The sequence below is a fragment of the Rhizobium sp. 05N430 genome (genome assembly GCF_056396985.1).
This window is the reverse complement of sequence record NZ_JBFTMO010000003.1, coordinates 378,542-403,254: the sequence shown is the minus strand read 5'-3', so window position 1 is coordinate 403,254 and position 24,713 is coordinate 378,542. Positions and strand designations below refer to the sequence as shown.

The window sequence follows — 24,713 nt, the reverse complement described above, 5'->3', positions numbered from 1 at the left end:
ATCTGCTACGATTGCTTGTCAAAGCAGGTGCCCGGCGTCTTGTAGGCATAGATAGTCTTGCCGCGATAGTAGCCATTGGCGGGCTGCCAGCTCTTCACGAGCTCAGCGGTGCCGCCATTGGTGCAGGTGAATTCGTAACGGCTGACGAACAGCACGGGCTCCTGAGATCCCGCGGGCAGTGCAAAATTCTGCTCGTAGTAGCTCTTCGGGAAATCGGCCGGCGGCCGGGCGTAGATCTTCACTGGATCGGCGCGCAGCGTGTGGAACATGTCGGCGATGAAATCACGGTTGTCGGTGACGATTGCCGCGGCGCCCGCCTGCTTCGCCAGCTCGGCGGCCTCGCGGCTGATATCGGCACGGCCGAGATAGCGTTTCATGATCTCATTGCCGCCGGGCAGCACCAGTTGATGCGCGAAGATCGTTGCCAGCGGGAAGACGATGCTCGCAAATGCGCCGATGCCGAGCGAGATCTTGAGGCCCTTCGGCCATAGCTGCGCAAGGATGGAGACGGCAAGCACGGTGCCAGCGACATAGGCCGTGACGCCCCAGTTCGCCTCGGCCTTGGCGACGAAAGCCTGCAGCGTGATCAGGAAGACGACCGGCAGCGAAAACCAGACGAGCAGTTTTTCGGTTTCGCTGCTTCTGCCTCTGATCATCCGCCACGCCGCCCAGAGCATCGCGAAGAAGATGATCGGTCCGACGACGCCGAATTGTGCGGCGAAGAACTCGCCGGCTCCGGCGAAGTCGAGCTTCATCTGGTCCCATTTGGCGATGTCTTCGGTGTGGCGAACGGTGGTCGCATCATGCGTGAAGTTCCACCAGAGGTTCGGCGCCGCAAAAACAAGCGCCGTCACCACGGAAATGAAGAAGTCGCGCCAGGCGATACGAGCGGCCGGCACGAAAAGCAGGGCGATGAGTCCACCTGGAACGACGAAAAGGATCGCGTATTTGGATAGGAACGAGCATCCGAACGCAGCCCCCATCAAAAGCGCCAGGCCGACCGACGGCTTTTTCGTCAGGCCCGCATAGGCCAAGAGGCCGATCGTCATGAAGAACAGCAGCACGACGTCGGTGGAGAAGAACACGGAAGACAGCGCCACCGCAGGCATCGTCACATAGATCGCGCCCGTCCAGCCTTCGATCTCGGGACCGGCGAAGCGCTTGGCAAGCTTCATCAGCAAAACGGCGGTTGCCGCATGCACAATCGGGCCGCCGACACGCACCCAGAAGATATCGCTCGACCCGCCGAGAGCAGTGAAGGCGCGGATGAACCAGGCGATCATTGGCGGCTTCGAGTAGTAACCGAAATCGAGATTTTGCGACCAGAACCAGTATTGCGCCTCGTCGACGAAGAAATCCGTCGTGTCGAAATGCAACGTCACAATGCGCCACAGGGTGACGGCAAGAATGATGAAAAGGCCGGTTCTGGCTGACATATGGTACTTCCGCTGGTTAAGGCGCCTGCCATACATCAGCCGGGCAGGGCTGCCAACAAGGGCAGCTCAGAAAGCCGCACTATGCCGCAGCGAAAGGCTTTTCAGAGAACGCGCAGATCGCTTGAGCCGCGGCGTGCTTCGATTTGATCGAGCAGGGCAACGGCGGCCAGCGTAGCGATTGCGATGAGGCAGGATCCCAGTCCGAGAACAATCATTGCTCTATCCTTAACGACATCATGTCATGTCTTAAGGGTGGGATATAACACAAAGCTTGCGCAGGACTTGTAGCATGCCTGCAACTCCTTGGGACTATTTCGTTTGTAGGCTCAGGAATGCTTTTAAAAGCTTGGCTGATTAAAATCCGCATTAACCTTCAAGCAAGGAATTAACCATAAACATTGCGATACACGTCGGAATGGGAAATGTTGCTCGTTCCCACCAGGCATGACGCCGTCCCGCCGTACCGGCTCGATCCGGTATCCATCTCTTTTCCGAAACAGATTTCTGTTGATGGGAGACGCCTGTTCTCCGGCCATATGCCGGTGACAAGGGCCTCCCTGCATTGTGCTCGTCGGATGGAGCAAAACGGTTTTTTCACCGGACAAGGTCCGGATGTTGTTGGGGACAGGCATTGCGGCAGGATATGCCATCAGATCAGGCCAAGGGCGCACAGGCAGGCAGCCTCCGCGACCGCCTGCGCTTTGCCGGCCTCGATGCCGAGCAATGCGAGCTTGTCCGCCGTCACCGCCCGCTGCTCGAAGGCCAGCTGAAGAGCGGCCTGCGCGATCTCTTTCAGCGCTTCCAGGCTTTCCCTGATGCGGCAGAGAATTTTCAGAACGACCGCCAGCTCGACCGGCTGCACGACCTGCAATCGTCGCACTGGGATGTGCTGACCGATGCCCGGTTCGACAGTCTCTATGCCGAGCGCGTCAAGGTCCTGTCCGATACCGAAAGCAAGATGGGCCTCGACCCGCGCTGGCACGTCGCCGGTCACGGCGTCATGCTGGAACATCTGATCTCGGGCCTCGCGGGCGATCTTGCCGGCAAGCCGCTGCTTCCAGGTGCAAAGCGTCGCGCCAGGGAAATCACCGGGATGATGACCGCGATCATCCGCCTGGTCATGGTCGATGTCGAAATCGCCGTGTCGCTTCGCTTCAATGCTTTGCGTGCATCGCAGGCACACCTGCTCTCGGAACAACGAGCCAAGGACAAGCAAGACGTCGCCCGCATTTTCGCCGATGTCATCGACGGTCTCGTCGCCCGCGATCTCACGGTGCGCGCACCTGTCGAGACTGACGGCGCTCATGCCGAAATTGCCGCCGCTCTCAATGGTGCGCTCGACACCCTGCAGGCAGAATTCACGCAAATCTCCGACCGGACACAGAGAGCAGAGCTATCGACGCGCTCGCTCTCCGATGTCTCGAAGGGGTTTGCTGGACGCGCTGCCGGGCAAGCTGACGAGCTGCAGTCGTCGGCCGCTGCACTGCAGGCCATCGCCGAAAGCGTCCGCCAGGGTGCAGCGGGAAGCCGCGCTGCCGAACAGGCCGCAGCCTCGACGCGTGTTGCCGCCGAGGAAAGTGGAGCTGTCGTCGGCCGGGCGATATCCGCCATGGCCGATATCGAGCAGTCGGCGGAAAAGATCGGCCAGATCATCGGCACGATCGACGAGATTGCCTTCCAGACCAACCTTCTGGCGCTCAATGCCGGTATCGAAGCGGCGCGTGCCGGTGACTCCGGCCGCGGCTTTGCCGTCGTCGCTCAGGAAGTCCGGGCTCTGGCGCAACGTTCGGCGGAAGCAGCCCGTGAAATCAAGACGCTGGTCTCTACCACCAAGGCGCAGGTCGATGCCGGCGTACAGATGGTCGGCCGCACGCAGGATTCGATCGGCAGCATCGTCCGCCAGGTCACCGGCATCAACGAGGCGATCACCACGATTGCAGCAAACACAGGTGAGCATGCGGCGAGCCTCGATGCGCTGACCGGTGACGTGAAAAGCCTCGGGGCCGATGTTGCGGCAAGCGCAGGCGTTGCCCGCAATTCGGCCGATGGCGCCGACCATCTGCATACCGTCATCCTGGAGCTCGGCCAGACGATCCGCGAATTCCGTATCGCTCGCGAAAATGCGCAGCCGGTGCGCCAGCAGATCGCCCGTCCGGCGGTCCAGCCGCGTGTCGAGATCGCCGCCCGGCCGGTGACGCTCGACGAGCAATACGACAACGAAGATTTCGGTTTTTCCCGCCAGGTTTCAGGCCTCGGAGGGCGGAATGTTTACTAACCTATCTGAATATGAGGGCCGCTCGCATTCGAGAGCGGGACACAAGGAAACAAGGACAGGCTGATGGCAGCGAAGAAGAGCGGCAAGACGCTTAATCTTGCAGCGATACTCGACCTCAATGAAGCGGCGCCCCTGCGCGACAAGCTTCTTGCGATGCGCGGCAGCGACATCGTTATCGATGCGTCCAGCGTCGAGCGGGTCGGCGGTCTGTGCACGCAGGTATTGCTGGCAGCAGAGAAGACCTGGGATCAGGACAAGCTGTCGTTCAGCTTCTCGAAGATGTCTGATGCATTCGAAAAAACCATGCAGCTGGTCGGCGTCGATGTAGACCACCTGCTTGCCAAGGAGATCCGGCAATGAAGAAAAAAGTGCTTACCGTGGATGACTCACGGACGATCCGAAACATGCTTCTCGTGACGCTCAACAATGCGGGCTTCGAGACGATCCAGGCGGAAGACGGCGTCGAGGGCCTCGAAGTCCTCGAAGAATCCAACCCTGACGTCATCGTCACCGACATCAACATGCCGCGTCTCGACGGTTTTGGCTTCATCGAAGGCGTTCGCCGCAACGAAAAGTACCGTGCGATTCCGATCCTGGTGCTGACCACCGAAAGCGACGCTGAAAAGAAGAACCGTGCCCGCCAGGCCGGTGCGACAGGCTGGATCGTCAAGCCTTTCGACCCTGCCAAGTTGATCGATGCCATTGAGCGTGTAACCGCTTAAACCCAGGAACTTCTCCTATGGATATGAACGAAATCAAAGAGATCTTTTTTCAGGAGTGCGAGGAACAGCTCGCCGAACTGGAATCCGGTCTGCTGAAACTGAATGATGGCGATCGCGATCCGGAAACCGTCAACGCGGTGTTCCGTGCCGTCCACTCGATCAAGGGCGGCGCTGGCGCCTTCGGTCTGGACGATCTCGTCGCCTTCGCCCATGTGTTCGAGACTACACTTGATTGCGTTCGTTCCAACAAGCTTGAGCCTAACCAGGACGTCCTGAAGGTCATGCTGAAGTCGGCCGACGTTCTGGCGGATCTGACCAACGCTGCCCGCGACGGCGGCAGCGTCGATGAAACGCGCAGCCGCGGCCTGGTGAAGGAACTTGAAGCGCTGGCGCACGGCGAAATGCCGTCGGCCGCCGCCGCTGCCGAAGCCCCGGCCCCGAAGCCTGCCGCAAAGCCGGCTCCGGCACCGGTTGCTGCAGCGCCCGTACCGACCGACGACAGCGGCTTTCAGCCGATCCCGTTCTCCTTCGGCGATTTCGGCGATGAAGAAGAAACCGGTTCCGATCTGCCGGCCTACGAGATCGTCTTCAAGCCGCGCTCGGATCTCTACTCGAAGGGTAACGACGCCACTCTTCTGCTGCGCGATCTTTCCCGCCTCGGCGAGATGAGCATCTACTGCAACACGGACGCTCTCGTCGGCATCGACGAGATCGACCCGGAAGCTGCCTACTTCTTCTGGAACGTTACGCTCCGCACGGACAAGGGTGAAGACGCCATCCGTACCGTCTTCGAATTTGCCGAGTGGGATTGCGATCTGACGATCACCCCTGTCGAAGACGCCAAGGCCGCCGAAGCTTCCAACGACGAACTGCCGATGGTGCCGGTTCCCTTCGATCTCTCCGTTCTCGACGAAGGCGCTGAAGCACCTGCCGAAACGGCAAAGTCGGATGCCGCTGCTGCTGTTGCCGCCGCCGAGACGGCTTCCAACGTCACGCAAATGGCTGCTGCCGCTTCCCGCGTCGAGAAGAAGGAATCGGCCGCCGCTGCCAGCGCTGCTGCCGCAGCCGCTGCCCAGAACAACGCCGCTGCCGCCAGCGCCGGCCAGACGATCCGCGTCGATCTCGATCGCGTCGATCGCCTGATCAACCTCGTCGGCGAGCTCGTCATCAATCAGGCGATGCTCTCGCAGAGTGTCATCGAAAACGACGCGACCGGTACGTCTGCCGTCAACATGGGCCTCGAGGAGCTGCAGCAGCTCACCCGCGAGATCCAGGACTCGGTCATGGCGATCCGCGCGCAGCCGGTAAAGCCAGTCTTCCAGCGCATGTCGCGTATCGTCCGCGAAATCGCCGACATGACCGGCAAGTCGATCCGCCTGATCACCGAAGGTGAAAACACCGAAGTCGACAAGACGGTCATCGACAAGCTTGCCGAACCGCTGACGCACATGATCCGTAACGCAGTCGACCACGGTGTCGAAAGCCCGGAGAAGCGCACCGCGCTCGGAAAGAATCCGGAGGGCACGGTTCGCCTGACGGCAAAGCATCGTTCGGGCCGCATCCTGATCGAACTCGCCGACGACGGCGCCGGCATCAACCGCGAAAAGGTCAAGCAGAAGGCAATCGCCAACGAGCTGATCCCGACCGATGCCAACCTGTCGGATGAAGAAATCGACAACCTGATCTTCCTGCCGGGCTTCTCCACGGCCGACAAGATCTCCGATATCTCCGGCCGCGGGGTCGGCATGGACGTCGTCAAGCGCTCGATCCAGGCGCTCGGTGGCCGCATCAACATCACCTCGAAGCCGGGCCATGGATCGGTCTTCACGATGAGCCTGCCGCTGACGCTCGCCGTCCTCGACGGCATGGTGGTCACGGTCGCCGGCCAGACGCTGGTCGTGCCGCTGACGGCAATCGTCGAGACATTGCAGCCGGAAGCGGCTGCGATCCACTCCTTCGGTGCGAGCCATCGCCTGATCTCGATCCGCAACTCCTTCTGCCCGCTGGTGGATGTCGGCCGGATCCTCAACTTCCGTGCCACCCAGGCAAACCCTGTCGAAGGTGTTGCCCTGCTGGTGGAATCCGAAGGTGGCGGTCAGCGCGCTCTGATGGTCGATGCCATTCAGGGTCAGCGCCAGGTCGTCATCAAGAGCCTGGAAGCCAACTATACCCACGTTCCGGGTATCGCGGCTGCAACGATCCTCGGAGATGGCCGCGTGGCGCTCATCCTCGACGTCGATGCGGTGGTCGGCGCATCGCGCGGCCAGGCCCTGAAGCAAGAAATCTCCTTGGCGGCGGCAGGTTAAGACAATGTCCTACGGCGTAAAAAATCTGAACCAAGGGGATAGCGAACTCATCGCCTTCCGCATCGGTGACCAGGAATTTTGCGTGAATATCATGTCGGTCCGCGAAATTCGCGGATGGACGCCTGCGACAGAAATGCCGCATGCGCCCGGCTACATGAAGGGTGTCATCAATCTTCGTGGCGCGGTCCTGCCGATCATCGATCTGTCGGCTCGCCTCGGAATGAGGGCGACCGTACCGTCGGCCCGCCACGTCATTATCGTGGCGCAGGTCAAGCGGAAGGTCGTCGGTCTGCTGGTCGATGCCGTGTCCGACATTCTGACGGTGACGGATGAAAACATTCAGCCGACGCCGGAAATCTCATCCGATATCCAGCGTCAGTTTGCCCGTGGCATCCTGGCGATCGACAAGCGGATGATCTGCCTTATCGAACTTGAAGCCCTCTTCCCGGAAGCCGAAAGCGAAGCCGCATGACCGTAATGAGTGCAAAAGATGTGCGGCAGGGAAGTCCTGACGAGGTTCTGGCGAGCGGCGAATATCCGCTGACCCGCCGCGACCTCTCGGAGATCGCCGCCATGATCTACTCGGACGCGGGGATCTTTCTCAACGAAACGAAGGCGTCGCTCGTCTATTCGCGCCTGTCAAAGCATATCCGCAGCCTTGGCCTGTCGGGTTTCCGTGAATACTGTTCTCTGGTGGCTTCGCCTTCGGGTGCTGCGCCGCGCCGTGAAATGCTGTCGCATCTGACGACCAATTTCACGCGTTTCTTCCGCGAGAACCATCACTTCGATCATCTCCGCGACAATGTCCTGCCGGAGCTCCTGCATCGCGCCAAGATGGGCGGTCGCGTCCGCATCTGGTCGGCTGCTTCGTCCGATGGTCAGGAGCCCTATTCGATCGCGCTGACGGTTCTGGCGATGATACCCAATATCGCCGACTACGACTTCAAGATCCTGGCGACCGATATCGATCCGAAGATCCTGGCGATTGCCCGCCAGGGCGCCTACGACGAGAGCGCGCTGGAAACGGTGTCTCCCGCCATGCGAAAGCAGTGGTTCTCGGAAGTCGATATCCAGGGCCGCCGCAAATTCCAGGTCGATGACCGCGTCAAGCGCCTCATCACCTACAATGAATTGAACCTGATGGCGCAGTGGCCCTTCAAGGGCAAGTTCGACGTCATCTTCTGCCGCAACGTGGTGATCTATTTCGATGAGCCGACGCAGATGAAGATCTGGTCCCGTTTCGCCGAGCTTCTGCCGGAGGGTGGCCATCTCTACATCGGCCATTCCGAGCGCGTGTCCGGTGACGCCAAGAATGTCTTCGACAATATCGGTATCACCACCTACCGCTACACCACGAAGGGTGTTGGGAGGAAGGCATGAGTGCTCCTGCAAGGGTCCTCGTCGTCGATGATTCACCGACCATGCGCGGCCTGATTACGGCTGTACTGAGCGCCGATCCGGATGTCAGCGTCATCGGCCAGGCCGGCGACGCATTGGAAGCCCGCGAAGCGATCAAGAAGCTTAATCCCGATGTCGTAACGCTCGACATCGAAATGCCGAACATGAACGGCCTCGACTTCCTCGAGAAAATCATGCGCCTGCGGCCGATGCCGGTGATCATGGTATCGACGCTGACGCATCGCGGTGCCGAGGCGAGCCTTGCAGCGCTTGAGATCGGTGCTTTCGACTGTATCGGAAAGCCGGCACCCGGCGATCTGCGCCCGTTCGGCGATCTCGCCGAAAAGGTCAAGGCTGCGGCCCTCACCCAGCGCCAGTTCACCCAGCGCCCGGCCGCGGCTCCCGTCGCGCCGCCCGCAGTTGCCGATTTCCGCGTCGGCCGCAAAATCGTCGCGATCGGCTCATCGACCGGCGGTGTCGAGGCTCTGATCGCGGTTCTGCAGAAGTTCCCTGCCAATTGCCCGCCGACCGTCATCACCCAGCACATGCCGCCGACTTTCACCAAAAGCTTCGCGGAACGGCTGAACCGCCTCTGCGCGCCTGTGGTCGAAGAGGCGACGGACGGCGCCCGTTTGGAAATTGGCAAGATTTATCTGGCACCAGGAGGTGAACGACACCTGCAGGTCGCCAATGTCTCGGCGCCGCACTGCCGGCTCGTCGAACGCGACCCTGTCAATGGCCATCGCCCTTCTGTCGATGTGCTGTTCGATTCCGTCGCAGAACTTGCCGGCCGTAACTCGGTCGGCGTGATCCTGACAGGCATGGGCCGCGATGGCGCGGCTGGCCTGCTGAAAATGCGCCATGCCGGCGCGCGCACCATCGGTCAGAACGAAAAGACCTGCGTGGTCTACGGAATGCCCCGTGTTGCCTATGAGCTTGGCGCCGTTGAGCATCAGCTGCCACTGAATGCGATCGGCGAAGAAATACTGAAAATGACAGCCGCCCGGAAGGAAGGGACAGAATAATGTCGATAGCGGAGAAAATTAAGGTTCTGATCGTTGACGATCAGGTCACCAGCCGCCTGCTGCTCAGTGATGCGCTGACCCAGCTCGGTTTCAAGCAGATCACCTCTGCAGGTGACGGCGAACAGGGCATGAAGATCATGGCCCAGCAGCCGCACCACCTGGTCATCTCGGACTTTAACATGCCGAAGATGGATGGTCTCGGCCTGCTGCAGGCCGTGCGCACCAACCCGGCCACCAAGAAGGCTGCATTCATCATCCTGACGGCGCAGGGCGACCGCGCGCTGGTCACGAAGGCCGCAGCCCTCGGAGCCAACAACGTGCTGGCAAAGCCGTTCACCATCGAAAAGATGAAAGCGGCCATTGAAGCCGTGTTCGGAGCACTGAAATGACAGTCGAGGCAGCAGCCCGCCGTGTCCACATTATCCAAGGCGAATGGAAAGTCTTGAATGATCCGAACGCGGTTCTGACGACCATTCTTGGCTCGTGCGTGGCTGCTTGCCTGCGGGATCCAGTGGCAGGAGTGGGCGGTATGAACCATTTCCTTCTGCCGGGGACCGGAAATACGCCGATGACCGGCGGGGATGCGACGCGCTACGGCGTGCATCTGATGGAATTGCTGATCAACGGCCTTCTGAAGCAGGGCGCGCGCCGCGACCGCCTTGAGGCCAAGATCTTTGGAGGGGCGAAGACCATTTCGACCTTCTCCAATGTCGGCGAGCAGAATGCCGCTTTTGCCGCGCAGTTCCTGAGGGACGAAGGAATCCCCGTGGTCGGTTCCAGCACCGGCGGCGACCATGGCCGCAAACTGGAATTCTGGCCGGTTTCCGGCCGTGCCCGTCAATACCCGCTGACTGGTGCTGAAACGCAAAAGACTGTGGCTCTCGAACAGCGTCCTGCTGCTCCGCCGAAACCGGTTGAAACTAGTATCGAGTTTTTCTGATACCGAGGATTTTTATATGACTTTTAGCGCCCCCATTGAACCGCCCTCGCCATTGGAGGCGTTGCCGGACCTTCTCATGCGCATCGTTTCTGAGCTGCATGATGTTGCCTATCTCATTGAACGTATCGAGCCGCAGCTCCTCGAAATCGGCGGCGCAGACATATTGAACGCCCCTGACAGCATGAAGGTGATGCAGGGCATCGATCTCGCTGTCCAGAAGACCCGCGGCCTTGCCGAATTCATCGACACGATCACCGGAGAAATCCCGCAGAACTGGACCGTCGATGTTGCGACGGCACTCAGCCTCGTGAAGCTTGCAGAGATGCAGAAGGCACTCGGTGGCGRCACGCGCCACGGCCATTCTCAGCCTCTCAGCAAGGCAGCAGGCGACTTCGACTTTTTCTAGTCTCTGCCTTCCAAGCATGCCCTGACGAAACGCTCGCACAAGTTTCGGTCTCTATCAAGGAATGAGGCAATAAGCCTGTTTTGTCTTTGACGGATCGTGCGAGAACAGAATGAATCTGTTAAATCAATTAGTTCAGGTCATGAAGAACCTCGGTTCGCTAGGCCGGACCCGCTTGCTGGCGCTTGCGGGTGTAGGTGTTCTTTCAATAGCAATTGTTTTGGCTGCGGCTCTTTTTGTTAATAAGCCTGCCCAGGAAACCCTTTACGTAGGTCTCGACAGCCCCGATCTCAATCAGATCAGCATGGCGCTGGCCGAAAACAACATGTCTTTCGAAGTCGGCACCGACGGCTCGAGCATCACCGTTCCGGCTGGTATGACGGGCAAGGCCCGTCTGTTGCTGGCCGAACGTGGTCTGCCGAACAGCGCCAATGCCGGCTATGAGCTGTTCGACAAGGTCGGCTCGCTCGGCCTGACGTCGTTCATGCAGGAAGTCACCCGCGTTCGCGCCCTTGAAGGTGAAATCGGTCGCACCATCCAGTCGATCTCGGGCATCAATGCCGCGCGCGTCCACATCGTCATGCCCGAGGTTGGAAACTTCCGCAAAGCAGAGCAGAAGCCGACGGCTTCCGTTATGATCCGTGCAAGCGCTACGGCCGGTCGAAGCGCTGCGAGCTCTATCCGTCACCTCGTCGCCTCGGCCGTGCCGGGGCTCGACGTCGATGACGTCACTATTCTCGATTCCACCGGACAGCTGCTGGCGTCCGGCGACGAGGCCGGCAACAACTCGCTTAATCGTTCTCTCGGGATCGTCCAGAACGTTCAGCAGGAAGTCGAATCCAACATCGATAAGGCGCTCGCACCCTTCCTCGGCATGGACAACTTCCGCTCCAGCGTCACGGCAAGCCTGAACACCGACGCGCAGCAGATCCAGGAAACCACCTACGATCCGGAATCCAAGGTCGAGCGCTCCGTCCGCACCACCAAGGAAGCCAACCAGTCTTCCCAGAAGCAGTCCGATAACGCGACGACGGTCGAGCAGAACGTTCCGCAGGCGGCACCCGAGGCTGGCGGTACCGCAGGTCCGCAGTCGGAAGACAAGTCGGACAAGAAGGAAGAGCAGACCAACTACGAAATCAACAGTAAGACCACGGCCACGACCCGCAACAGCTATAAGATGGAGAAGCTGTCCATCGCTGTTGTCGTCAACAAGGGCCGCATTGCAAAGATGGTCGGCGAGCCCGCTGACCAGGCCAAGATCGACGCCTATCTCGCTGAAATGAAGAGCATTGTCTCGTCTGCGGCCGGTATCGACGCGAACCGCGGCGATGTCGTCACTGTGACGGCAATGGACTTCCTCGAAAACCAGCTTCTGGATGATGGTACCTCCGGCGGTGTCCGCGTGCTCGACATGCTGAGCCGCAACCTCGCGACGATCATCAATTCGTTGGCCTTCCTGGGTGTCGCCTTTATCGTGGTCTGGATGGGCATGCGTCCGCTGGCTCGCACGATCGGTGTCGGTGGGGCAGGGGTCATCGGCGACAGCTCGCCGGAATCGGCCGGTCTCGAACTGCCCGACTTCGCACCAGCCGGTGCAGCCGGCGGCGGAGGGGCCCTCATGGACGGCTTTGGCTCGGACTTCGGCTTCGACAGCACTGAGGATCTTCTCAGCCTCGGCGACGACGACGGCAACTTCAATCGCCGCGTCAAGGAAGGCCCGGAGCGCAAGCTGTCGCGAATGGTCGAGATCAACGAGGAGCGCGCCGCGAAAATCCTCAGAAAATGGGCGGTCGACAACGCCGCGTAAGATCAAAGGCCGGGCAACCGGCCTTTTTCTTTGTCTGCAGGATGCGCTGGTCGTCCCATGCCGGTCCGTCAGCTTGACTGACCTTTTTTGGGGGAATACGTCCGTGACGCAAGCAGAACACATTTTGTCCGATTGTGGCAAAATGGCCTTAATCCCCAGGCAAAGCATATACTCTTGATTGCGTGATATGCGGAAATACACAAGAATATCGAAAGAGTTAATCTGGAGATATTTCAAGTATGTTTAGAGTTGTTATTGGAATTTTTGCTGATGATTATACGTTTCAACGGATATACATTATATATTGGTACGATATTTGGTCTTTTCTTCGCTCGCGTAAGGCGTGAATTGTGTTGCGGCAAGGGGAGAATCAATTTAGCTTTACTAGAAATTAATCGAGCGATCACTGCCTGCGAATCAGCGCATGGAATGCGGCAAGAGTAAATCCCCAGAACTCGGAGATGGCGGTTTAGAGCGCTTCGCCTAGGCTTGAGTGATTCGTGTAAGGGTTGCCGTGGGCCGGCGTTGGACCTGCGCAGTTAGTGCATTTGCAGAGATTGGTTTCAGCCGCAGGACGCTGCCTATGGATATGCATATATTGCAGTCGCTTAAGGGCGAAAATCAGACGGCGAATTTCATTGGCCTTCAGGCCTCTAGCCTGTGTTCGCGCGACGAGCTGATCAAACAGCTCGGCGAGATCGCAGAAACCGGCCGGATGCAACCTGCGATGCGCACGCTGACCGATTATGTCGGCGCCTCCCACTATCTGCTTGCCCGCTCTGACCTTGTGCAGGAAGAGGGCCTGGATTTTATCGTCTCCTCCGATTGGCCCTTCGATCTCGTCAAGGATCTGGCCAGCGCCATCGTCGGCGGTTACTCGCGCACGACCGAGCTCGAGAAGTCGATGCAGCTTTTCCAGCCGAGTTTCGCTCTGCTGCCTGACAGTGCCGATGTGCCTGATGGCGCCAGCCGGCAGTATTGCTCGCTCTCCTTCAATGTCGGGCGTTCACGCCTGTCGCTGATGTTCCTGTTCGACGACGGCTTCATCCTGTCGCCCGAGCGTCTTCGCGACGTTGGTCTGCTGGCCGGATACTTCGCAAGCTTCCTGCGCTGCGGCGGCACCAAAGCCGACCGCGATTTCGAATTGACCGAACGCGAGCTCGAATGCCTGTTCTGGATTGCCGAGGGCAAGACCAGCGACGAGATCGCGATGATCCTCGGCATCTCGCGCAACACGATCAACAACTACATCACAAGCGTGATGCGTAAGACCGCCACCAAGACGCGGTCCGAAGCGATTGCATTTGCGGTCAGGAACAGTCTGGTCTGAGAGGGATACATGGGGCAGACGTCAACCAGAACGATGGGAAATGCAGAGCAGATAAGATCGATGCGGATGAGCAGGGTATCCAGCCGTTCGGATCTGTTTCCGCGCCTGGTCGCCATGCAGAAGATGGCCGACGCACAGAATTTCGGCGTCTACCGCGTCAGCGGATCGGGCGTACCGGCCAAGCAGCGGCTCGTCTGCGAGCTTGAGAACTGGGGACCATCCAGCGGGGCCGCGAAGGCCTTCGTCGATGCCTACGGTGATGTCCTGCTCGAACATATCGACAAGTCTCTGTTACCGCTGACATGGGCCGGTGGGCACGACCGCGCCGCTCCAGGCCCCGCAGCCTTCGCGCCGTTCATGACACGCCTGAAGGACGGCTTGCTGCCGTTCTCGGGCATGGCCTTCCCGGTGCGCCTTGGCGCCAACGGCAACGGCTACGTGGTCTTCGTCGGCGACTACATGGAGCCCGGCAGCGATACGATCATCGAGCTCCACGGCCGCAGCAGCCATATCATGATGGACCTGCTGTCGCTGGACGAGCGGCGCGCGGCAGTCGCCGAAGCGTTGAGCGAACGCGAGATCGCCTGCCTGCAGCTCGCCGGTGACGGCCGCATCAGCGAAGAGATCGCCGACAAGCTTGGTCTGTCGGTTCACACCGTCAACGCCTATCTCGGCTCGGCAACGATCAAGCTGGATTCGGTCAACCGCATCCAGGCGATCGCCAAGGCGATCCGCCTCGGCTACATCAGCTGAGAAAGAAGTGCCCGGCGTGAACATACCGGCCGGGCTGCGTTTGGATGAGATGAAGGACTAGCCTGCGAGAGCGCGAAGCGCCGGTCGCACATTGTAGCGCGACTCGTTGAGGCTGCGCTCCAGATACGCCGTGTTCTCGTCCGGATCGGCAGACGGATCCTGGAAGGCGATGTGGTTGATCTCGATGCCGGCATGGTCTTCGGCAAGCGTCAGCTGTGCGTAGACAGTGACACCGCGCGGCTTGATCTCCAGATCGAGCACGACTTCGGGCTTGCCGCCCCATTCCAACGTGTAGTTGCCGCCAAGGCCGAAATTCACCGTGCCTGGATGGAAAAACAGCTCGGCAGCAGACGCCACCAGATCGGCGAGATTGCCGTAATACTCGAATCGCAGCAGCGAAATCAGATCGGAGGCGTCAAGAAGCCGAAGCTCCGTTGCAACCGGGCTGATCGCCTCAGCAAGAATTCTTTCACGCTGCGAGGAGTAAGGGCATTTCTTCATTCGACTTATCTGACCCGCTTGTTCTTGGCTTGTGCGGCATACACCCGGTGGATGAGCTCCGCGACGGCCTTGTAGAAGACTGACGGGATGACACTATCTATCGAGACTTGCGCAAACATGGAGCGTGCAAGCGGCGGATCTTCGAAAACCGGGATTCCGTTCTTCTCGGCTATCTCTCTGATTTTCAACGCAATGAGGTCTTGACCCTTGGCAATGACGACAGGCGCGTCGTTTTCTTCGCGCACATAGCGCAGCGCCACGGCAAAGTGGGTCGGGTTGGCGATCACCATCGTCGCGCGCTCCACATTGGCGATCATGCGGCGGCGGGCGCGGTCACGCATCAGCGAGCGCTGGCGTCCCTTGACGAAGGGGTCACCCTGCGACTGCTTGTTTTCTTCCTTCACTTCGTGGCGCGTCATCTTCAATTCGCTGAACCAGTGATGGCGCGTCCAGAAGAAGTCGGCGATGGCAACGAAGGCGGTTGCAAAGAGCACGATCAGCACGATCTTGCGCATGATCGTCATGGCCCGATCGAAGAACGTCTGCGGGTCCGAGAACATCGAGTCGATCGAGCTGAAATATTCGCTCTTCAGCACGAAGAACATGACGATGCCGACGATGACGACCTTGAACAGGGATTTGCCGAATTCGATCAGGCCCGGCAGGCTGAACATACGCGACAGGCCCTTGGCCGGCGACAAACGCGAGAACTGCGGACGAATGCGCTCGAGAACCAGGCTCGGAAGGTTCTGGCTGAGCGAGGCGATCAGGCCGAACGACATGAAAAGCAGCATGGCCGGCGTCAACAATACGGCGCTCACCCAGCCAAGATGGACGAAAAGCGACAGCGCATCCGGCCCGGTCTCGATCTTCCACTGGTCCGGTTGCTCGAAAATATCGCGTAACTGCTCGCTGACCGTACTGATGCCCTCCGGCAGGTAGAACGTCAGATAAACATAGGTTGCGAGAACAGTCGCAAAGATCGGCACCTCTCGCGAGAAAGGCGTATTGCCTTTCTCGGCCGCGTCCGACAGCTTTTTGCCTGTTGGGGCTTCTGTTTTGCTGTCCTTGTCGTCATCGTCAGCCAAGTCAGCCGCACTCCCTGAACGCAAAAGGCCGCGACAGATCGCGGCCTGATGTTCGAAGGGTAGTCCCCCCGGGCATGGCGATCAACCGCACAGCGCCGGGAGCAGAGATTTGTCAACAGCTCCGATGGCTTAGGCCGCCGCCGAGGCCTCGCCCTCGGTTTCCTTGAGCTGAATCTGGCCGGAATTGGCCAAACGAATCGCTTCCTGGGCAACGGCGCGACGGGCAATCGCGATTTCGCGCGGATTGATGCCGGCTGTGCCGCTCTGCAGGTCCGATTCGATCATGCGGCGCTGGCGCGGGCTGATCGAAGCGAGAACCGATTCGCGGATCTCCGGAGGAGCGCCGCGCAGAGCCATCGTCAGAATGTCTGCCGAGATGTCGTTGAGCAGCATGACGCGGCTGCGCTGTGGCATGTAGAGCAGATCCTCGAAGAGGAAGATCTTCGGACGAACCTTGTTGACCGCTTCGCGGTTGATCGATTCGAGCGAGGTGAGCAGCGTATCGACCTGCGGCTTGTCCATCTCGTTCATCAGCTCGGCGACCTTGTTGGAGCCGCTCGAATTCTTCTCGGCGTCGATCTCGGCCAGCAGCGTCATGACCTGCTTTTCGATGATCTGCGCCGCCTTGGGGCTGACGGTCTTGAGATTGACGGTACGGTTCATGATGTCGGCGCGGCGGCTGTCGGGAAGCTGCATCAGCACCTTGGCGCCAAAAGACGATGGCATCATGGAGAGGATATAGGCGATGGTCTGCGGATGTTCGCGCAGCAGGAACTTGCCGATGAAGGCCGGGTCGCCTTCGCCGAGCCTGTCCCAGATCGACGTCTCATAGGCCTGGAACGCCGTGCGGCGTCCGAGCAGGCTGTCGACTTCGTCAGGGGTGAGGCCTTCTTCAAGAATGCTCTCGATTGCCTTGGCATTGTCCATCAGGCCTGCGCCTTCGGTGAACAAGTCCTCAAATTCGGCAACGAGGCCAAGCAGTTCATCCGGCGGAATCGCGCGAAGCGCCTGCGCCGAAGAGATGATCGTCTGTAACTCAGCCTGCGTGAAATATTTTAACAGCCGGCCAGCGACGCCCTTTCCCATTGCGAGAAGAACAGCCGCTGCCTTTTCAGCCTGGGTCAACGGTTTCCCGGCAATGGCGCCGCTGAAATCGTCAAAGTCCATCATGGTCTAACCTCTCCGTCCCTAAAACCGGGATCAGGCTTTTTTGGTACTTAAAACTTCTATCAGTTTAACGCCGAAACGCGTGTCGTCATTCTCAAGAACGGTGATCTCGCCACGTGCAATCTTGCGGCCATTCACCATGATATCAACCGGCTCGCCGATCCTCTTGTCGAGCGCGATCGTTGCGCCCTCGTTGAGGTTCATCAGGCCGGAAACCTGCATTCGGCTGCTTCCGAGCATGATCTGGACATCGATCGGAATGTCCATGATCAGTTCGAAATTCGAAGACAGCGCGCTGCCAAGTGGAGCAGGTTCGCCGCTCGATGCCGAGAAACCGGTATCACCGAAATCCGAGTCGCCGCCGAAATCACCGCCGCCAAATGCCGGAGCTGCTTCGTCTTCGCCACCGAAGTCGCCAAATGCCRAAAGATCCGTGCCGGTGCTGAACGCGTCGGCGTCGCCGCCGAAATCAGCAAGGCCGCCGTCGGAATCCTGCTTCAGGACCCCGCGAAGATCATCGATCGCCTGATCGAGGTCAGCCTCGTTGCCCGGAAGCTCCAATGACAGATCGTCGTTCTGCTGTGTTTTCTTCGTAGCCATGAAATCACTATTCCAGTTGAAACTTGCCTCAAGCTGCCGTGGCAGCCAAAATGGCGGGAACCGATTAATTCATTAAGTGGCGGATGAGCTCGTCGTCGGAGCTCATCGTATCCTTCACCCGGACGGTATAATTCTCGCCGGAACGCCCGAACTCGCACACATACAATTCCTTGCTGTTCGCGCTGACTTCGACGCGGACATCCTGCTCGTCGCGGAACGGAATGACATCGCCGGCGGCAAGCTTGGAAATCGTGCGCAGCGTCAGATCCTGAAGGCGGATCTTGGCTTCGAGCGTCACATGCGAGCGGCGGACCTGGTGGCCGATCTGCTCGGCCCATTCCGAGGACTTCGACGACTGGCTCTTCGCCTTCGGCGCCGAAATCTGCGTCTTGAGCAGCGCCGACTGCAGCACGATCAGCGAAAATTCCGACGTCATCCCGGCAAGCGTGATCGACATGTTGATCGCCGCCGCAAATTCGTCTGGCTTGTCTTCGGAAGGCTTTGCGCGGTTTTCCAGTGCATGCGGCAGTTCCAACATCGGCTCGAAGCCGCCAGGCGCGTTGACTGCGGAACGCAGCACGCTGGCGATCTTGTCGAACACCATGACGCCTAGTTCCAGCTCGATCACCGAAAGCAGACGGTCGGCTGGCTGCTCGATCGTTTCGGGTGCGGCACCCAGCAGGCTTTCCATCAGTGTGATGATGAAGCCGTTGCCGCAGGAAAGCGTGATATCCTGTGACCAGTTGCGCAGCGTTGCATCGACGAGTGTCGAGTTGGCGCCGAGATCGGCAATCAGGTCGTTCTTGTAGCCGGAATCGCAGCCGAGATAGCCGATCGTCACTTCGAGGCCCGTCTCGCTCTTGAAGATGTCGGGCATGAATTCGATGTAGACGTCCGCAAAGGCGGCACAGAGTTTGTCGATGGTCGCCTTGTCGCCGAGACGGCCAGTAAGCTTGGCCAACAGTGCGGCATTCATTGCCGGTTTCTCTAGTGCAACGTTGTTCATGGTCGCTTAGGCCGCCTTGTTCTCGCCACCCGGGTTCATCATTTCCTGTTCGACTGCATCGATCGACGGACGCTCGTAAGCCGAGATCGTCTTGCGGCCGTATTCCAGAGCAACCTGCGGCACCGAGCCGTTCATGTAGGCGAGCAGCGTCTGCTTCACGATGACGTAGAGACGATGCTGCTTGGAGCGAACGATCTTGATCTGCGAGCAGATCGGCGAGCAGACGCAGTAAGAGAGAAGAATACCAAGGAAGGTACCGACGAGCGCCGAACCGATCAGGTGACCGAGAACTTCGGGCGAGTCGTTGATGTGCGCCATGGCCTTGATAACGCCGAGAACGGCCGCGACGATACCGATAGCCGGGAACGCGTCACCCATGGTCTGGATCGCGTGATAGGGCTTCAGCTTGTCGTGCAGGATGGTGTTGATTTCTTCGTCCATCAGCGCCTCGATCTCGTGAGAGCGGGCATTGCCGATGATGATCAGGCGGACGTAGTCACAGATGAACGCCGTCAGCTCCTTGTTCTTCAACACCGTCGGGGCGGTCTGGAAGATCGAGGATTCGGCCGGGTTGTCGATATGCGCTTCGATTTCGTTGCGCGACTTGGTGCGCAGGTCGCGCATCAACGAGTAGAGCACACCGAGCGTATCGAGATAATTGCGTTCCTTCGGAACCGTATGCTTGAAGGCTTCACCGAGCGCCTTGCCCGAATCCTTCACGACTTTCATGGGGTTACCCATGATGAAACTGCCGAGACCGGCGCCGCCGATGATAACAAGCTCGAACGGCTGAAATAGCGCTTCGAGATGGCCACCCATGGCCATGAAGCTGCCGATGATGCAGCCGATCGTAATCACAAATCCGATAATGATATTCATCGTCAGTCACACCTGATCGTTATTTTCAGCTGATGGGATAGGGTTGCTGGCTTGCGTGAGGCTGATGGTTGTCCCCGCTGACAGGATTTTCGCGTGCCAGTTTCGCACAAGGAACTGCTGTCAGATTGGAGATGACGAATGGGCGAACTACGCCCGTTTCTGAGATGCCGCCTCAGCGGAAATCGGGTCGCACACCAGGGAACCCGATCTTCGTACCGTTCATCGCTAATGCCAGGAGCTTACCCCGATGCAATCCGGTCTTTATGTTTCTCTGTCATCACAGATGGCACTCGAAAAGCGTTTGACGACCATCGCGGACAACATGGCAAACGTGAACACGACGGGCTTCCGCGGGACGGAAGTGAAATTCAACCAGATCCTCAGCAACACTGACAACAAGCTGAATGCCAAGGTTGCCTTCGTTTCGCAGGGTAATGACTATCTTTCCGGCGATACCGGCGAGCTGCAGCACACCGGCAACATGCTGGATTTCGCCATCAAGGGCGACGCCTGGTTCTCACTCGATACGCCGGCCGGTCAGGTTCTGACCAAAGACGGCCGCTTCACGATGAAGGACACCGGCGAGCTGGTTTCGATCCGTGGCTATCCCGTTCTCGATGCCGGCGGCGCGCCGATCATCCTCAACACGGCCGGCGGCGAGCCGAAGGTCGGCGCCGACGGCGGTATCTATCAAGGCAACCGCCAGGTTGGCTCTATCGGTCTGTTTGAGGCCGATATCTCCAAGGGTTACCTGCGCTATGAGAACAGCGGCGTCATGACCACGGAAACGCCGCGCGCCGTTACCGACCGCTTCAACGTCGGCGTCGAGCAAGGTTATCTGGAGAATTCCAACGTCAACGCGATGCGCGAGATCACCCAGTTGATCGAGGTCAACCGCGCCTTCGAAAGCATCGCATCGCTGACGACCGATAGCGAAAACTCGTTCAACGAGGCGATCAAGACGCTTGGTGGCAGCCGCTAAGCGGAAGGTCTGAGACATGAACACCGTGCCGCTGACAAAAGAAGCGCTTTCGCCCAAGCTTGAGCATCTCGCCGCTCTCGCCGCCCGTTATACGAAGCCGGAATTTTCCGTGGCCCATGGCGGCCATGTGCAGACCATCGCGGCAGGCCACTACACGGTTACCGGTCTTTCCAGGCACGTGCGCCTCGGCGAATTCGTGGCGCACAAGTCGGCAACCGGCATTCATCTCGGCGAGGTTGTCCGCGTCGAACCGGATCTCGCCTATGTCTGCCCGATCGAGCCGGGCGAGCCGATCGGCATCCACGATACCGTGATCCGCAAGGGTGCATTCCGCATCGCTCCCTCCGACAGCTGGTGCGGCCGGACCATCAATTCGCTCTGCGAGCCGATCGATGGTCTGGGTCCGATCACCGAAGGGCTCGATCGCCGTTCCATCTCCAATACCGCGCCGCCGTCGATGACCCGAAAGCGCGTCGACAAGGGCTTCAAGACCGGCGTACGCGCCGTCGATATCTTCTCACCGCTTTGCCATGGCCAGCGCCTCGGCATCTTCGCCGGTTCTGGCGTCGGCAAGTCGACACTTCTCTCGATGCTCGCCATGGCCGATGCCTTCGACAAGGTTGTCATCGCGCTGGTCGGCGAACGCGGCCGCGAAGTGCGCGAATTCATCGAGGATACGCTCGGCGAAAACATGAAGAAGTCGATCGCCGTCGTGGCAACCAGCGACGAGAGCCCGATGCTGCGCAAGATGGCGCCGCTGACGGCGGTAACGATCGCCGAGTATTTCCGCGACCAGGGCCAGAACGTCCTCCTGATCGTCGACAGCGTCACCCGTTTCGCTCACGCGATCCGCGAAGTGGCGACCGCATCGGGTGAGCCGCCGATCGCTCGCGGCTATCCGGCCTCGGTCTTCACCGAACTGCCCCGGCTTCTGGAGCGCGCCGGCCCGGGACCTGAAGGAACCGGCACGATCACCGCGATCATCTCGATCCTCGTCGATGGCGACAATCACAACGATCCGATCGCCGACTCGACCCGCGGCATTCTCGATGGCCACCTCGTCCTGCAGCGTAGCCTGGCTGAAGAAGGCCGTTATCCGCCGATCGATCCGCTCGCCTCGATCTCGCGTCTCGCCCGCAAGGCCTGGACACCGGACCAGGAGAAACTGGTCTCGCGTCTGAAGTCGCTGATCCACCGTTTCGAAGAGACGCGGGACCTGCGTCTGATCGGCGGCTACCGTCCGGGCGCTGACCCGGATTTGGACATGGCGGTCAAGCAAGTACCAATTATTTACGATGTTTTGAAACAGTCGCCGGGCGATTCGGCGTCGCCAGACGCCTTCGCCGATCTGGCCACTGCCCTTAAGGCGGCAGCCGGAATGCCGAACCAGCCAGGGGCTCCGAGAAGAGGTTGAACGTGACCGGGTTTGAAGACGACGACGAGCGCATTGCTCCGCTGAAGTCGAATGAGAAGCGGCAGTCGATGATGCTCGACCGCCTGCTGACCGTGACAGGTCTCGCGCTCGCGGGCGCCGCCGCGATTTTCCCCTGGTATGTCTTCTTCAACGAGGACAAGTTCAGCATCAATGTTGCCCAGGGCGATCGCACGCGGGATCTTCCTGACTGGCCGGCACGCAACGTTTTCAGCGTCTCGCCGCTTGCCATGGTCAACAAGAATGAAGTCCAGAACAAGCCGGAGCCGCTCGACCAGCTGACCACTGCAACGGTCTCCAGCGTCGGCAAGGAAGTCGAAAAGGGCCTGGTGCCGGAAGACCAGCCGTTCCCGGCGAGCTCCGGATTCAAGCTTCTGCATGTGGCAAACGGCAGGGCGCTGATCGAGGATACGACGGGAATGTATGTCGTGCGCGTCGGATCGGTTCTGCCGGACGAAAGCCGCCTCGCGACGATCGAGCAGCGCGACGGCAAATGGGTGATCGTCACCTCCAAGGGCGACATCTACCGCTAATTCCAGACTGCAAAGCTCAGAGCATGCAGAAAAGCCCCGGCTGTACCTGGGGCTTTTTTGTTGATGCCCGAGGCATAACGGACACGCAGGCCGAAAGCCGCGTTCTCCGTAAGTCTGACGCAAGATTACCGCCCTAGGGTCCTCTTAGTAAAAACGGAGAGTTCCCATGCAACCGATTCAACTGTTCGACTTGGCCTCGCGGCAGGCGGAATGGCTGACAGTCCGTCAGGAGGTTGTGGCCGGCAACATCGCGAACGCGAACACCCCGAAGTACCGTGCGAAGGACGTCTCGCCCTTCCAGTCGGTCCTCGAAAACGCTGATGTTTCCATGGCGCGCACCAATCCTGCGCATTTCAGCGGCAACGATTTCAGCACCAGCGGCAGCATCGACGTCAAGGAAGCCGCACTCGATCAGGAGATCGGCGTGCAGGAATCCGGCAATACTGTCGGTCTCGCTGAAGAACTCTCCAAGTCAGGCGAAATCAAGCGCCAGTACGAGCTGAACACCTCGCTGGTCGGCTCTTTCAATAGAATGATGTTGATGACTGTAAGGAAGTAAAATCGTGGATCCTTTATCAGCAGCCATGAAGATTGCTGGGTCGGGGCTTGAGGCTCAATCGACTCGCCTGCGCATTGTCTCGGAAAACATCGCCAACTCGCGTTCGACTGGCGATACGCCGGGCGCCGATCCTTACCGCCGCAAGACGGTAACCTTCGGTGAGCAAGTCGATCGCGCCGGGGGCGTCACAACAGTTGGCGTCAAGAAGCTCGGTGTCGACGACACGGAATTCACCACCGAATATGATCCGAGCAATCCTGCAGCGGATGAGCGTGGCGTGGTGAAGATGCCAAACGTCAACATGCTGGTCGAAATGGCCGACATGCGCGAAGCGAACCGGTCCTATGACGCCAATCTGCAGACCATCAAGCAGACGCGCGATTTGATCTCCTCCACCATCGACCTTCTGAAGAGCCAATAATGATCAGCAACGTACAGAGCATCGGTTCGCTTTCCGGCACACGTGGCCTTGGAAGCATCACGGACGAAAATTCATCGTCGCAGGTCACTTCGGCCGCAGAAAGCGCAAAGGCCGGCCAGAGCTTCTCCTCGATGCTCGGCAACATGGCGACCCAGGCCATGGATTCGGTCAAGGGCGCGGAATCCATGTCTTTCGCCGGCATCAAGGGCACGGCAACGACCCGTGAAGTCGTCGATTCCATGCTGCAAGCCGAGCAGACACTTCAAACGGCAATCGCCATCCGGGACAAGGTTGTATCGGCCTTCCTCGACGTCACCAAGATGCAGATGTAACCGGATAAGGACGAACAGATGAGAGCGCTTGCCATTGCGGCTACGGGCATGGATGCCCAGCAGACCAATCTCGAAGTCATCGCGAACAACATCGCGAACATCAACACGACAGGTTTCAAGCGCGCCCGCGCCGAATTCACCGACCTGCTGTACCAGACCGAACGCGCCAAGGGTGTCGCAAACCGCGCCAACCAGGCAATCGTTCCTGAAGGTGCAAATATCGGTCTCGGCGTTCAGACGGCCGCTGTTCGCAACCTGCATATCCAGGGCGAACTCAGCCAGACCGGCAACGACCTCGACGTCGCGCTCGTCGGCCGCGGGTTCTTCCAGGTCCAGACACCTGACGGCACGACGCTCTATAGCCGCGCCGGTGCGTTCAACAAGAATGAAACCGGCCAGCTGGTCACCACCGACGGCTATACGGTCGTCCCCGGGATCACCATTCCGACCGGTTCGACACAGCTGACGATCAGCCGCTCCGGCGAAGTGTCGGCGGTGCTCGCCGGCCAGACCGATCCGACCACTCTTGGCCAGCTGACGATTGCCGATTTCGTCAACGAAGCCGGCCTGACACCAATGGGCGACAACCTCTTCCAGCAGACGCCGGCCTCCGGCGAAGCTGTCGTCGGCACCCCCGACGAAGAGGGCTACGGCTACATGAAGCAGGGTTACCTGGAATCGTCGAACGTCGACCCGGTGAAGGAAATCACCGAGCTGATCTCTGCGCAGCGCGCCTATGAAATGAACTCGAAGGTCATCACCACTGCCGACGAAATGGCCTCCATCGTCAGCAAGAACCTGAAGTAATCAAGGAAAGG

At 59.4% G+C, this 24,713-nt stretch carries 27 protein-coding genes; 20 read left to right on the top strand and 7 right to left on the bottom strand.

The annotated features are described in order from the left end of the window. Positions 1–5: 5 nt before the first annotated feature. Positions 6–1,436, bottom strand: coding sequence for an ArnT family glycosyltransferase (locus AC1DJO_RS09420; RefSeq protein WP_477970064.1), 1,431 nt, complete (start codon positions 1,434–1,436; stop codon positions 6–8). A gap of 643 nt (positions 1,437–2,079) precedes the next feature. Here AC1DJO_RS09420 and AC1DJO_RS09415 point away from each other — a divergent pair. From AC1DJO_RS09415 to visR, 13 genes are all read left to right on the top strand, one after another. Beyond that, the gene (locus AC1DJO_RS09415; RefSeq protein WP_112387574.1) at positions 2,080–3,711 is read left to right on the top strand and encodes a globin-coupled sensor protein; all 1,632 of its coding nucleotides are present in this window, start codon (positions 2,080–2,082) and stop codon (positions 3,709–3,711) included. Positions 3,712–3,774: 63 nt separating this feature from the next. Next, positions 3,775–4,071 carry an STAS domain-containing protein gene (locus tag AC1DJO_RS09410; RefSeq protein ID WP_112387575.1) on the top strand — a complete coding sequence of 99 codons (297 nt, stop codon included), beginning with the start codon at positions 3,775–3,777 and terminating at the stop codon, positions 4,069–4,071. Further along, positions 4,068–4,433, top strand: coding sequence for a chemotaxis response regulator CheY1 (gene cheY1 / locus AC1DJO_RS09405; protein WP_003570362.1), 366 nt, complete (start codon positions 4,068–4,070; stop codon positions 4,431–4,433). Before AC1DJO_RS09410 ends, cheY1 begins: the two co-directional genes overlap by 4 nt. Positions 4,434–4,450: 17 nt before the next feature. Beyond that, a complete protein-coding gene (locus AC1DJO_RS09400; protein WP_477970062.1) occupies positions 4,451–6,739 on the top strand; it encodes a chemotaxis protein CheA in 2,289 nt (762 codons plus the stop codon). A 4-nt stretch (positions 6,740–6,743) separates the two neighbouring features. Beyond that, complete coding sequence (locus AC1DJO_RS09395) at positions 6,744–7,211, top strand: chemotaxis protein CheW (RefSeq protein WP_112387577.1); 468 nt, start codon at positions 6,744–6,746, stop codon at positions 7,209–7,211. Continuing rightward, positions 7,208–8,119, top strand: coding sequence for a protein-glutamate O-methyltransferase CheR (cheR, locus tag AC1DJO_RS09390; protein WP_477970060.1), 912 nt, complete (start codon positions 7,208–7,210; stop codon positions 8,117–8,119). Before AC1DJO_RS09395 ends, cheR begins: the two co-directional genes overlap by 4 nt. Continuing rightward, a complete protein-coding gene (cheB, locus tag AC1DJO_RS09385; protein ID WP_477970058.1) occupies positions 8,116–9,162 on the top strand; it encodes a protein-glutamate O-methylesterase CheB in 1,047 nt (348 codons plus the stop codon). The genes cheR and cheB overlap by 4 nt, the downstream gene beginning before the upstream one ends. Further along, complete coding sequence (locus AC1DJO_RS09380) at positions 9,162–9,551, top strand: response regulator (protein ID WP_112387580.1); 390 nt, start codon at positions 9,162–9,164, stop codon at positions 9,549–9,551. Before cheB ends, AC1DJO_RS09380 begins: the two co-directional genes overlap by 1 nt. Continuing rightward, positions 9,548–10,102: a chemoreceptor glutamine deamidase CheD gene (gene cheD, locus AC1DJO_RS09375; RefSeq protein ID WP_112387581.1), complete on the top strand. Its 555-nt coding sequence runs from the start codon at positions 9,548–9,550 to the stop codon at positions 10,100–10,102. Before AC1DJO_RS09380 ends, cheD begins: the two co-directional genes overlap by 4 nt. A 16-nt stretch (positions 10,103–10,118) precedes the next feature. Continuing rightward, a complete protein-coding gene (gene cheT, locus AC1DJO_RS09370; protein ID WP_477970056.1) occupies positions 10,119–10,508 on the top strand; it encodes a chemotaxis protein CheT in 390 nt (129 codons plus the stop codon). A 109-nt stretch (positions 10,509–10,617) separates the two neighbouring features. After that, a complete protein-coding gene (gene fliF / locus AC1DJO_RS09365) occupies positions 10,618–12,312 on the top strand; it encodes a flagellar basal-body MS-ring/collar protein FliF (RefSeq protein WP_112513969.1) in 1,695 nt (564 codons plus the stop codon). A 583-nt stretch (positions 12,313–12,895) separates the two neighbouring features. After that, the gene (gene visN, locus AC1DJO_RS09360; protein WP_112387584.1) at positions 12,896–13,642 is read left to right on the top strand and encodes a transcriptional regulator VisN; all 747 of its coding nucleotides are present in this window, start codon (positions 12,896–12,898) and stop codon (positions 13,640–13,642) included. Positions 13,643–13,651: 9 nt separating this feature from the next. Continuing rightward, complete coding sequence (visR, locus tag AC1DJO_RS09355; protein WP_112387585.1) at positions 13,652–14,395, top strand: transcriptional regulator VisR; 744 nt, start codon at positions 13,652–13,654, stop codon at positions 14,393–14,395. Between the two features lie 57 nt (positions 14,396–14,452). Here the strand turns inward: visR and AC1DJO_RS09350 are convergent, their stop codons facing one another. The 6 genes from AC1DJO_RS09350 to motA all read right to left on the bottom strand — a co-directional run bounded on the left by AC1DJO_RS09350 (position 14,453) and on the right by motA (position 19,636). Next, a complete protein-coding gene (locus tag AC1DJO_RS09350) occupies positions 14,453–14,896 on the bottom strand; it encodes a hypothetical protein (protein ID WP_112513968.1) in 444 nt (147 codons plus the stop codon). Positions 14,897–14,901: 5 nt separating this feature from the next. Next, positions 14,902–15,984, bottom strand: a complete 1,083-nt coding sequence (gene flhB / locus AC1DJO_RS09345; RefSeq protein ID WP_112513967.1) for a flagellar biosynthesis protein FlhB — start codon at positions 15,982–15,984, stop codon at positions 14,902–14,904. A gap of 129 nt (positions 15,985–16,113) precedes the next feature. Beyond that, on the bottom strand, positions 16,114–17,154 hold the full coding sequence (gene fliG, locus AC1DJO_RS09340) for a flagellar motor switch protein FliG (RefSeq protein WP_112387588.1): 1,041 nt from the start codon (positions 17,152–17,154) through the stop codon (positions 16,114–16,116). Positions 17,155–17,184: 30 nt separating this feature from the next. Continuing rightward, on the bottom strand, positions 17,185–17,751 hold the full coding sequence (fliN, locus tag AC1DJO_RS09335; RefSeq protein WP_477970053.1) for a flagellar motor switch protein FliN: 567 nt from the start codon (positions 17,749–17,751) through the stop codon (positions 17,185–17,187). Between the two features lie 64 nt (positions 17,752–17,815). After that, positions 17,816–18,757, bottom strand: coding sequence for a FliM/FliN family flagellar motor switch protein (locus tag AC1DJO_RS09330; RefSeq protein ID WP_112387590.1), 942 nt, complete (start codon positions 18,755–18,757; stop codon positions 17,816–17,818). A gap of 6 nt (positions 18,758–18,763) precedes the next feature. Then, positions 18,764–19,636, bottom strand: coding sequence for a flagellar motor stator protein MotA (gene motA / locus AC1DJO_RS09325; RefSeq protein ID WP_112387591.1), 873 nt, complete (start codon positions 19,634–19,636; stop codon positions 18,764–18,766). A gap of 247 nt (positions 19,637–19,883) precedes the next feature. Here motA and flgF point away from each other — a divergent pair, with 247 nt between their 5' ends. From flgF to flgG, 7 genes are all read left to right on the top strand, one after another. Then, positions 19,884–20,618: a flagellar basal-body rod protein FlgF gene (gene flgF, locus AC1DJO_RS09320; RefSeq protein WP_112387592.1), complete on the top strand. Its 735-nt coding sequence runs from the start codon at positions 19,884–19,886 to the stop codon at positions 20,616–20,618. A 16-nt stretch (positions 20,619–20,634) separates the two neighbouring features. Beyond that, the gene (fliI, locus tag AC1DJO_RS09315) at positions 20,635–22,032 is read left to right on the top strand and encodes a flagellar protein export ATPase FliI (protein WP_112538621.1); all 1,398 of its coding nucleotides are present in this window, start codon (positions 20,635–20,637) and stop codon (positions 22,030–22,032) included. A gap of 68 nt (positions 22,033–22,100) precedes the next feature. Next, complete coding sequence (locus AC1DJO_RS09310; RefSeq protein WP_442207998.1) at positions 22,101–22,583, top strand: flagellar protein; 483 nt, start codon at positions 22,101–22,103, stop codon at positions 22,581–22,583. A gap of 166 nt (positions 22,584–22,749) precedes the next feature. Continuing rightward, positions 22,750–23,142 (top strand): flagellar basal body rod protein FlgB, encoded by a 393-nt coding sequence (gene flgB, locus AC1DJO_RS09305; protein WP_112387594.1) that lies wholly within the window; start codon positions 22,750–22,752, stop codon positions 23,140–23,142. A 4-nt stretch (positions 23,143–23,146) separates the two neighbouring features. After that, on the top strand, positions 23,147–23,563 hold the full coding sequence (flgC, locus tag AC1DJO_RS09300) for a flagellar basal body rod protein FlgC (RefSeq protein WP_477970051.1): 417 nt from the start codon (positions 23,147–23,149) through the stop codon (positions 23,561–23,563). After that, positions 23,563–23,895, top strand: a complete 333-nt coding sequence (gene fliE / locus AC1DJO_RS09295; RefSeq protein WP_112387596.1) for a flagellar hook-basal body complex protein FliE — start codon at positions 23,563–23,565, stop codon at positions 23,893–23,895. The genes flgC and fliE overlap by 1 nt, the downstream gene beginning before the upstream one ends. A gap of 18 nt (positions 23,896–23,913) precedes the next feature. Next, positions 23,914–24,702 (top strand): flagellar basal-body rod protein FlgG, encoded by a 789-nt coding sequence (flgG, locus tag AC1DJO_RS09290; protein ID WP_112387597.1) that lies wholly within the window; start codon positions 23,914–23,916, stop codon positions 24,700–24,702. Positions 24,703–24,713 lie beyond the last annotated feature (11 nt).

What these genes read in the sequence shown, in the direction of transcription:
- AC1DJO_RS09420 (WP_477970064.1), bottom strand. Translation starts at nt 1,436, where the DNA reads ATGTCAGCCAGAACCGGCCTTTTCATCATTCTTGCCGTCACCCTGTGG.
- AC1DJO_RS09415 (WP_112387574.1), top strand. Translation starts at nt 2,080, where the DNA reads ATGCCATCAGATCAGGCCAAGGGCGCACAGGCAGGCAGCCTCCGCGAC.
- AC1DJO_RS09410 (WP_112387575.1), top strand. Translation starts at nt 3,775, where the DNA reads ATGGCAGCGAAGAAGAGCGGCAAGACGCTTAATCTTGCAGCGATACTC.
- cheY1 (WP_003570362.1), top strand. Translation starts at nt 4,068, where the DNA reads ATGAAGAAAAAAGTGCTTACCGTGGATGACTCACGGACGATCCGAAAC.
- AC1DJO_RS09400 (WP_477970062.1), top strand. Translation starts at nt 4,451, where the DNA reads ATGGATATGAACGAAATCAAAGAGATCTTTTTTCAGGAGTGCGAGGAA.
- AC1DJO_RS09395 (WP_112387577.1), top strand. Translation starts at nt 6,744, where the DNA reads ATGTCCTACGGCGTAAAAAATCTGAACCAAGGGGATAGCGAACTCATC.
- cheR (WP_477970060.1), top strand. Translation starts at nt 7,208, where the DNA reads ATGACCGTAATGAGTGCAAAAGATGTGCGGCAGGGAAGTCCTGACGAG.
- cheB (WP_477970058.1), top strand. Translation starts at nt 8,116, where the DNA reads ATGAGTGCTCCTGCAAGGGTCCTCGTCGTCGATGATTCACCGACCATG.
- AC1DJO_RS09380 (WP_112387580.1), top strand. Translation starts at nt 9,162, where the DNA reads ATGTCGATAGCGGAGAAAATTAAGGTTCTGATCGTTGACGATCAGGTC.
- cheD (WP_112387581.1), top strand. Translation starts at nt 9,548, where the DNA reads ATGACAGTCGAGGCAGCAGCCCGCCGTGTCCACATTATCCAAGGCGAA.
- fliF (WP_112513969.1), top strand. Translation starts at nt 10,618, where the DNA reads ATGAATCTGTTAAATCAATTAGTTCAGGTCATGAAGAACCTCGGTTCG.
- visN (WP_112387584.1), top strand. Translation starts at nt 12,896, where the DNA reads ATGGATATGCATATATTGCAGTCGCTTAAGGGCGAAAATCAGACGGCG.
- visR (WP_112387585.1), top strand. Translation starts at nt 13,652, where the DNA reads ATGGGGCAGACGTCAACCAGAACGATGGGAAATGCAGAGCAGATAAGA.
- AC1DJO_RS09350 (WP_112513968.1), bottom strand. Translation starts at nt 14,896, where the DNA reads ATGAAGAAATGCCCTTACTCCTCGCAGCGTGAAAGAATTCTTGCTGAG.
- fliG (WP_112387588.1), bottom strand. Translation starts at nt 17,154, where the DNA reads ATGATGGACTTTGACGATTTCAGCGGCGCCATTGCCGGGAAACCGTTG.
- AC1DJO_RS09330 (WP_112387590.1), bottom strand. Translation starts at nt 18,757, where the DNA reads ATGAACAACGTTGCACTAGAGAAACCGGCAATGAATGCCGCACTGTTG.
- motA (WP_112387591.1), bottom strand. Translation starts at nt 19,636, where the DNA reads ATGAATATCATTATCGGATTTGTGATTACGATCGGCTGCATCATCGGC.
- flgF (WP_112387592.1), top strand. Translation starts at nt 19,884, where the DNA reads ATGCAATCCGGTCTTTATGTTTCTCTGTCATCACAGATGGCACTCGAA.
- fliI (WP_112538621.1), top strand. Translation starts at nt 20,635, where the DNA reads ATGAACACCGTGCCGCTGACAAAAGAAGCGCTTTCGCCCAAGCTTGAG.
- AC1DJO_RS09310 (WP_442207998.1), top strand. Translation starts at nt 22,101, where the DNA reads ATGATGCTCGACCGCCTGCTGACCGTGACAGGTCTCGCGCTCGCGGGC.
- flgB (WP_112387594.1), top strand. Translation starts at nt 22,750, where the DNA reads ATGCAACCGATTCAACTGTTCGACTTGGCCTCGCGGCAGGCGGAATGG.
- fliE (WP_112387596.1), top strand. Translation starts at nt 23,563, where the DNA reads ATGATCAGCAACGTACAGAGCATCGGTTCGCTTTCCGGCACACGTGGC.
- flgG (WP_112387597.1), top strand. Translation starts at nt 23,914, where the DNA reads ATGAGAGCGCTTGCCATTGCGGCTACGGGCATGGATGCCCAGCAGACC.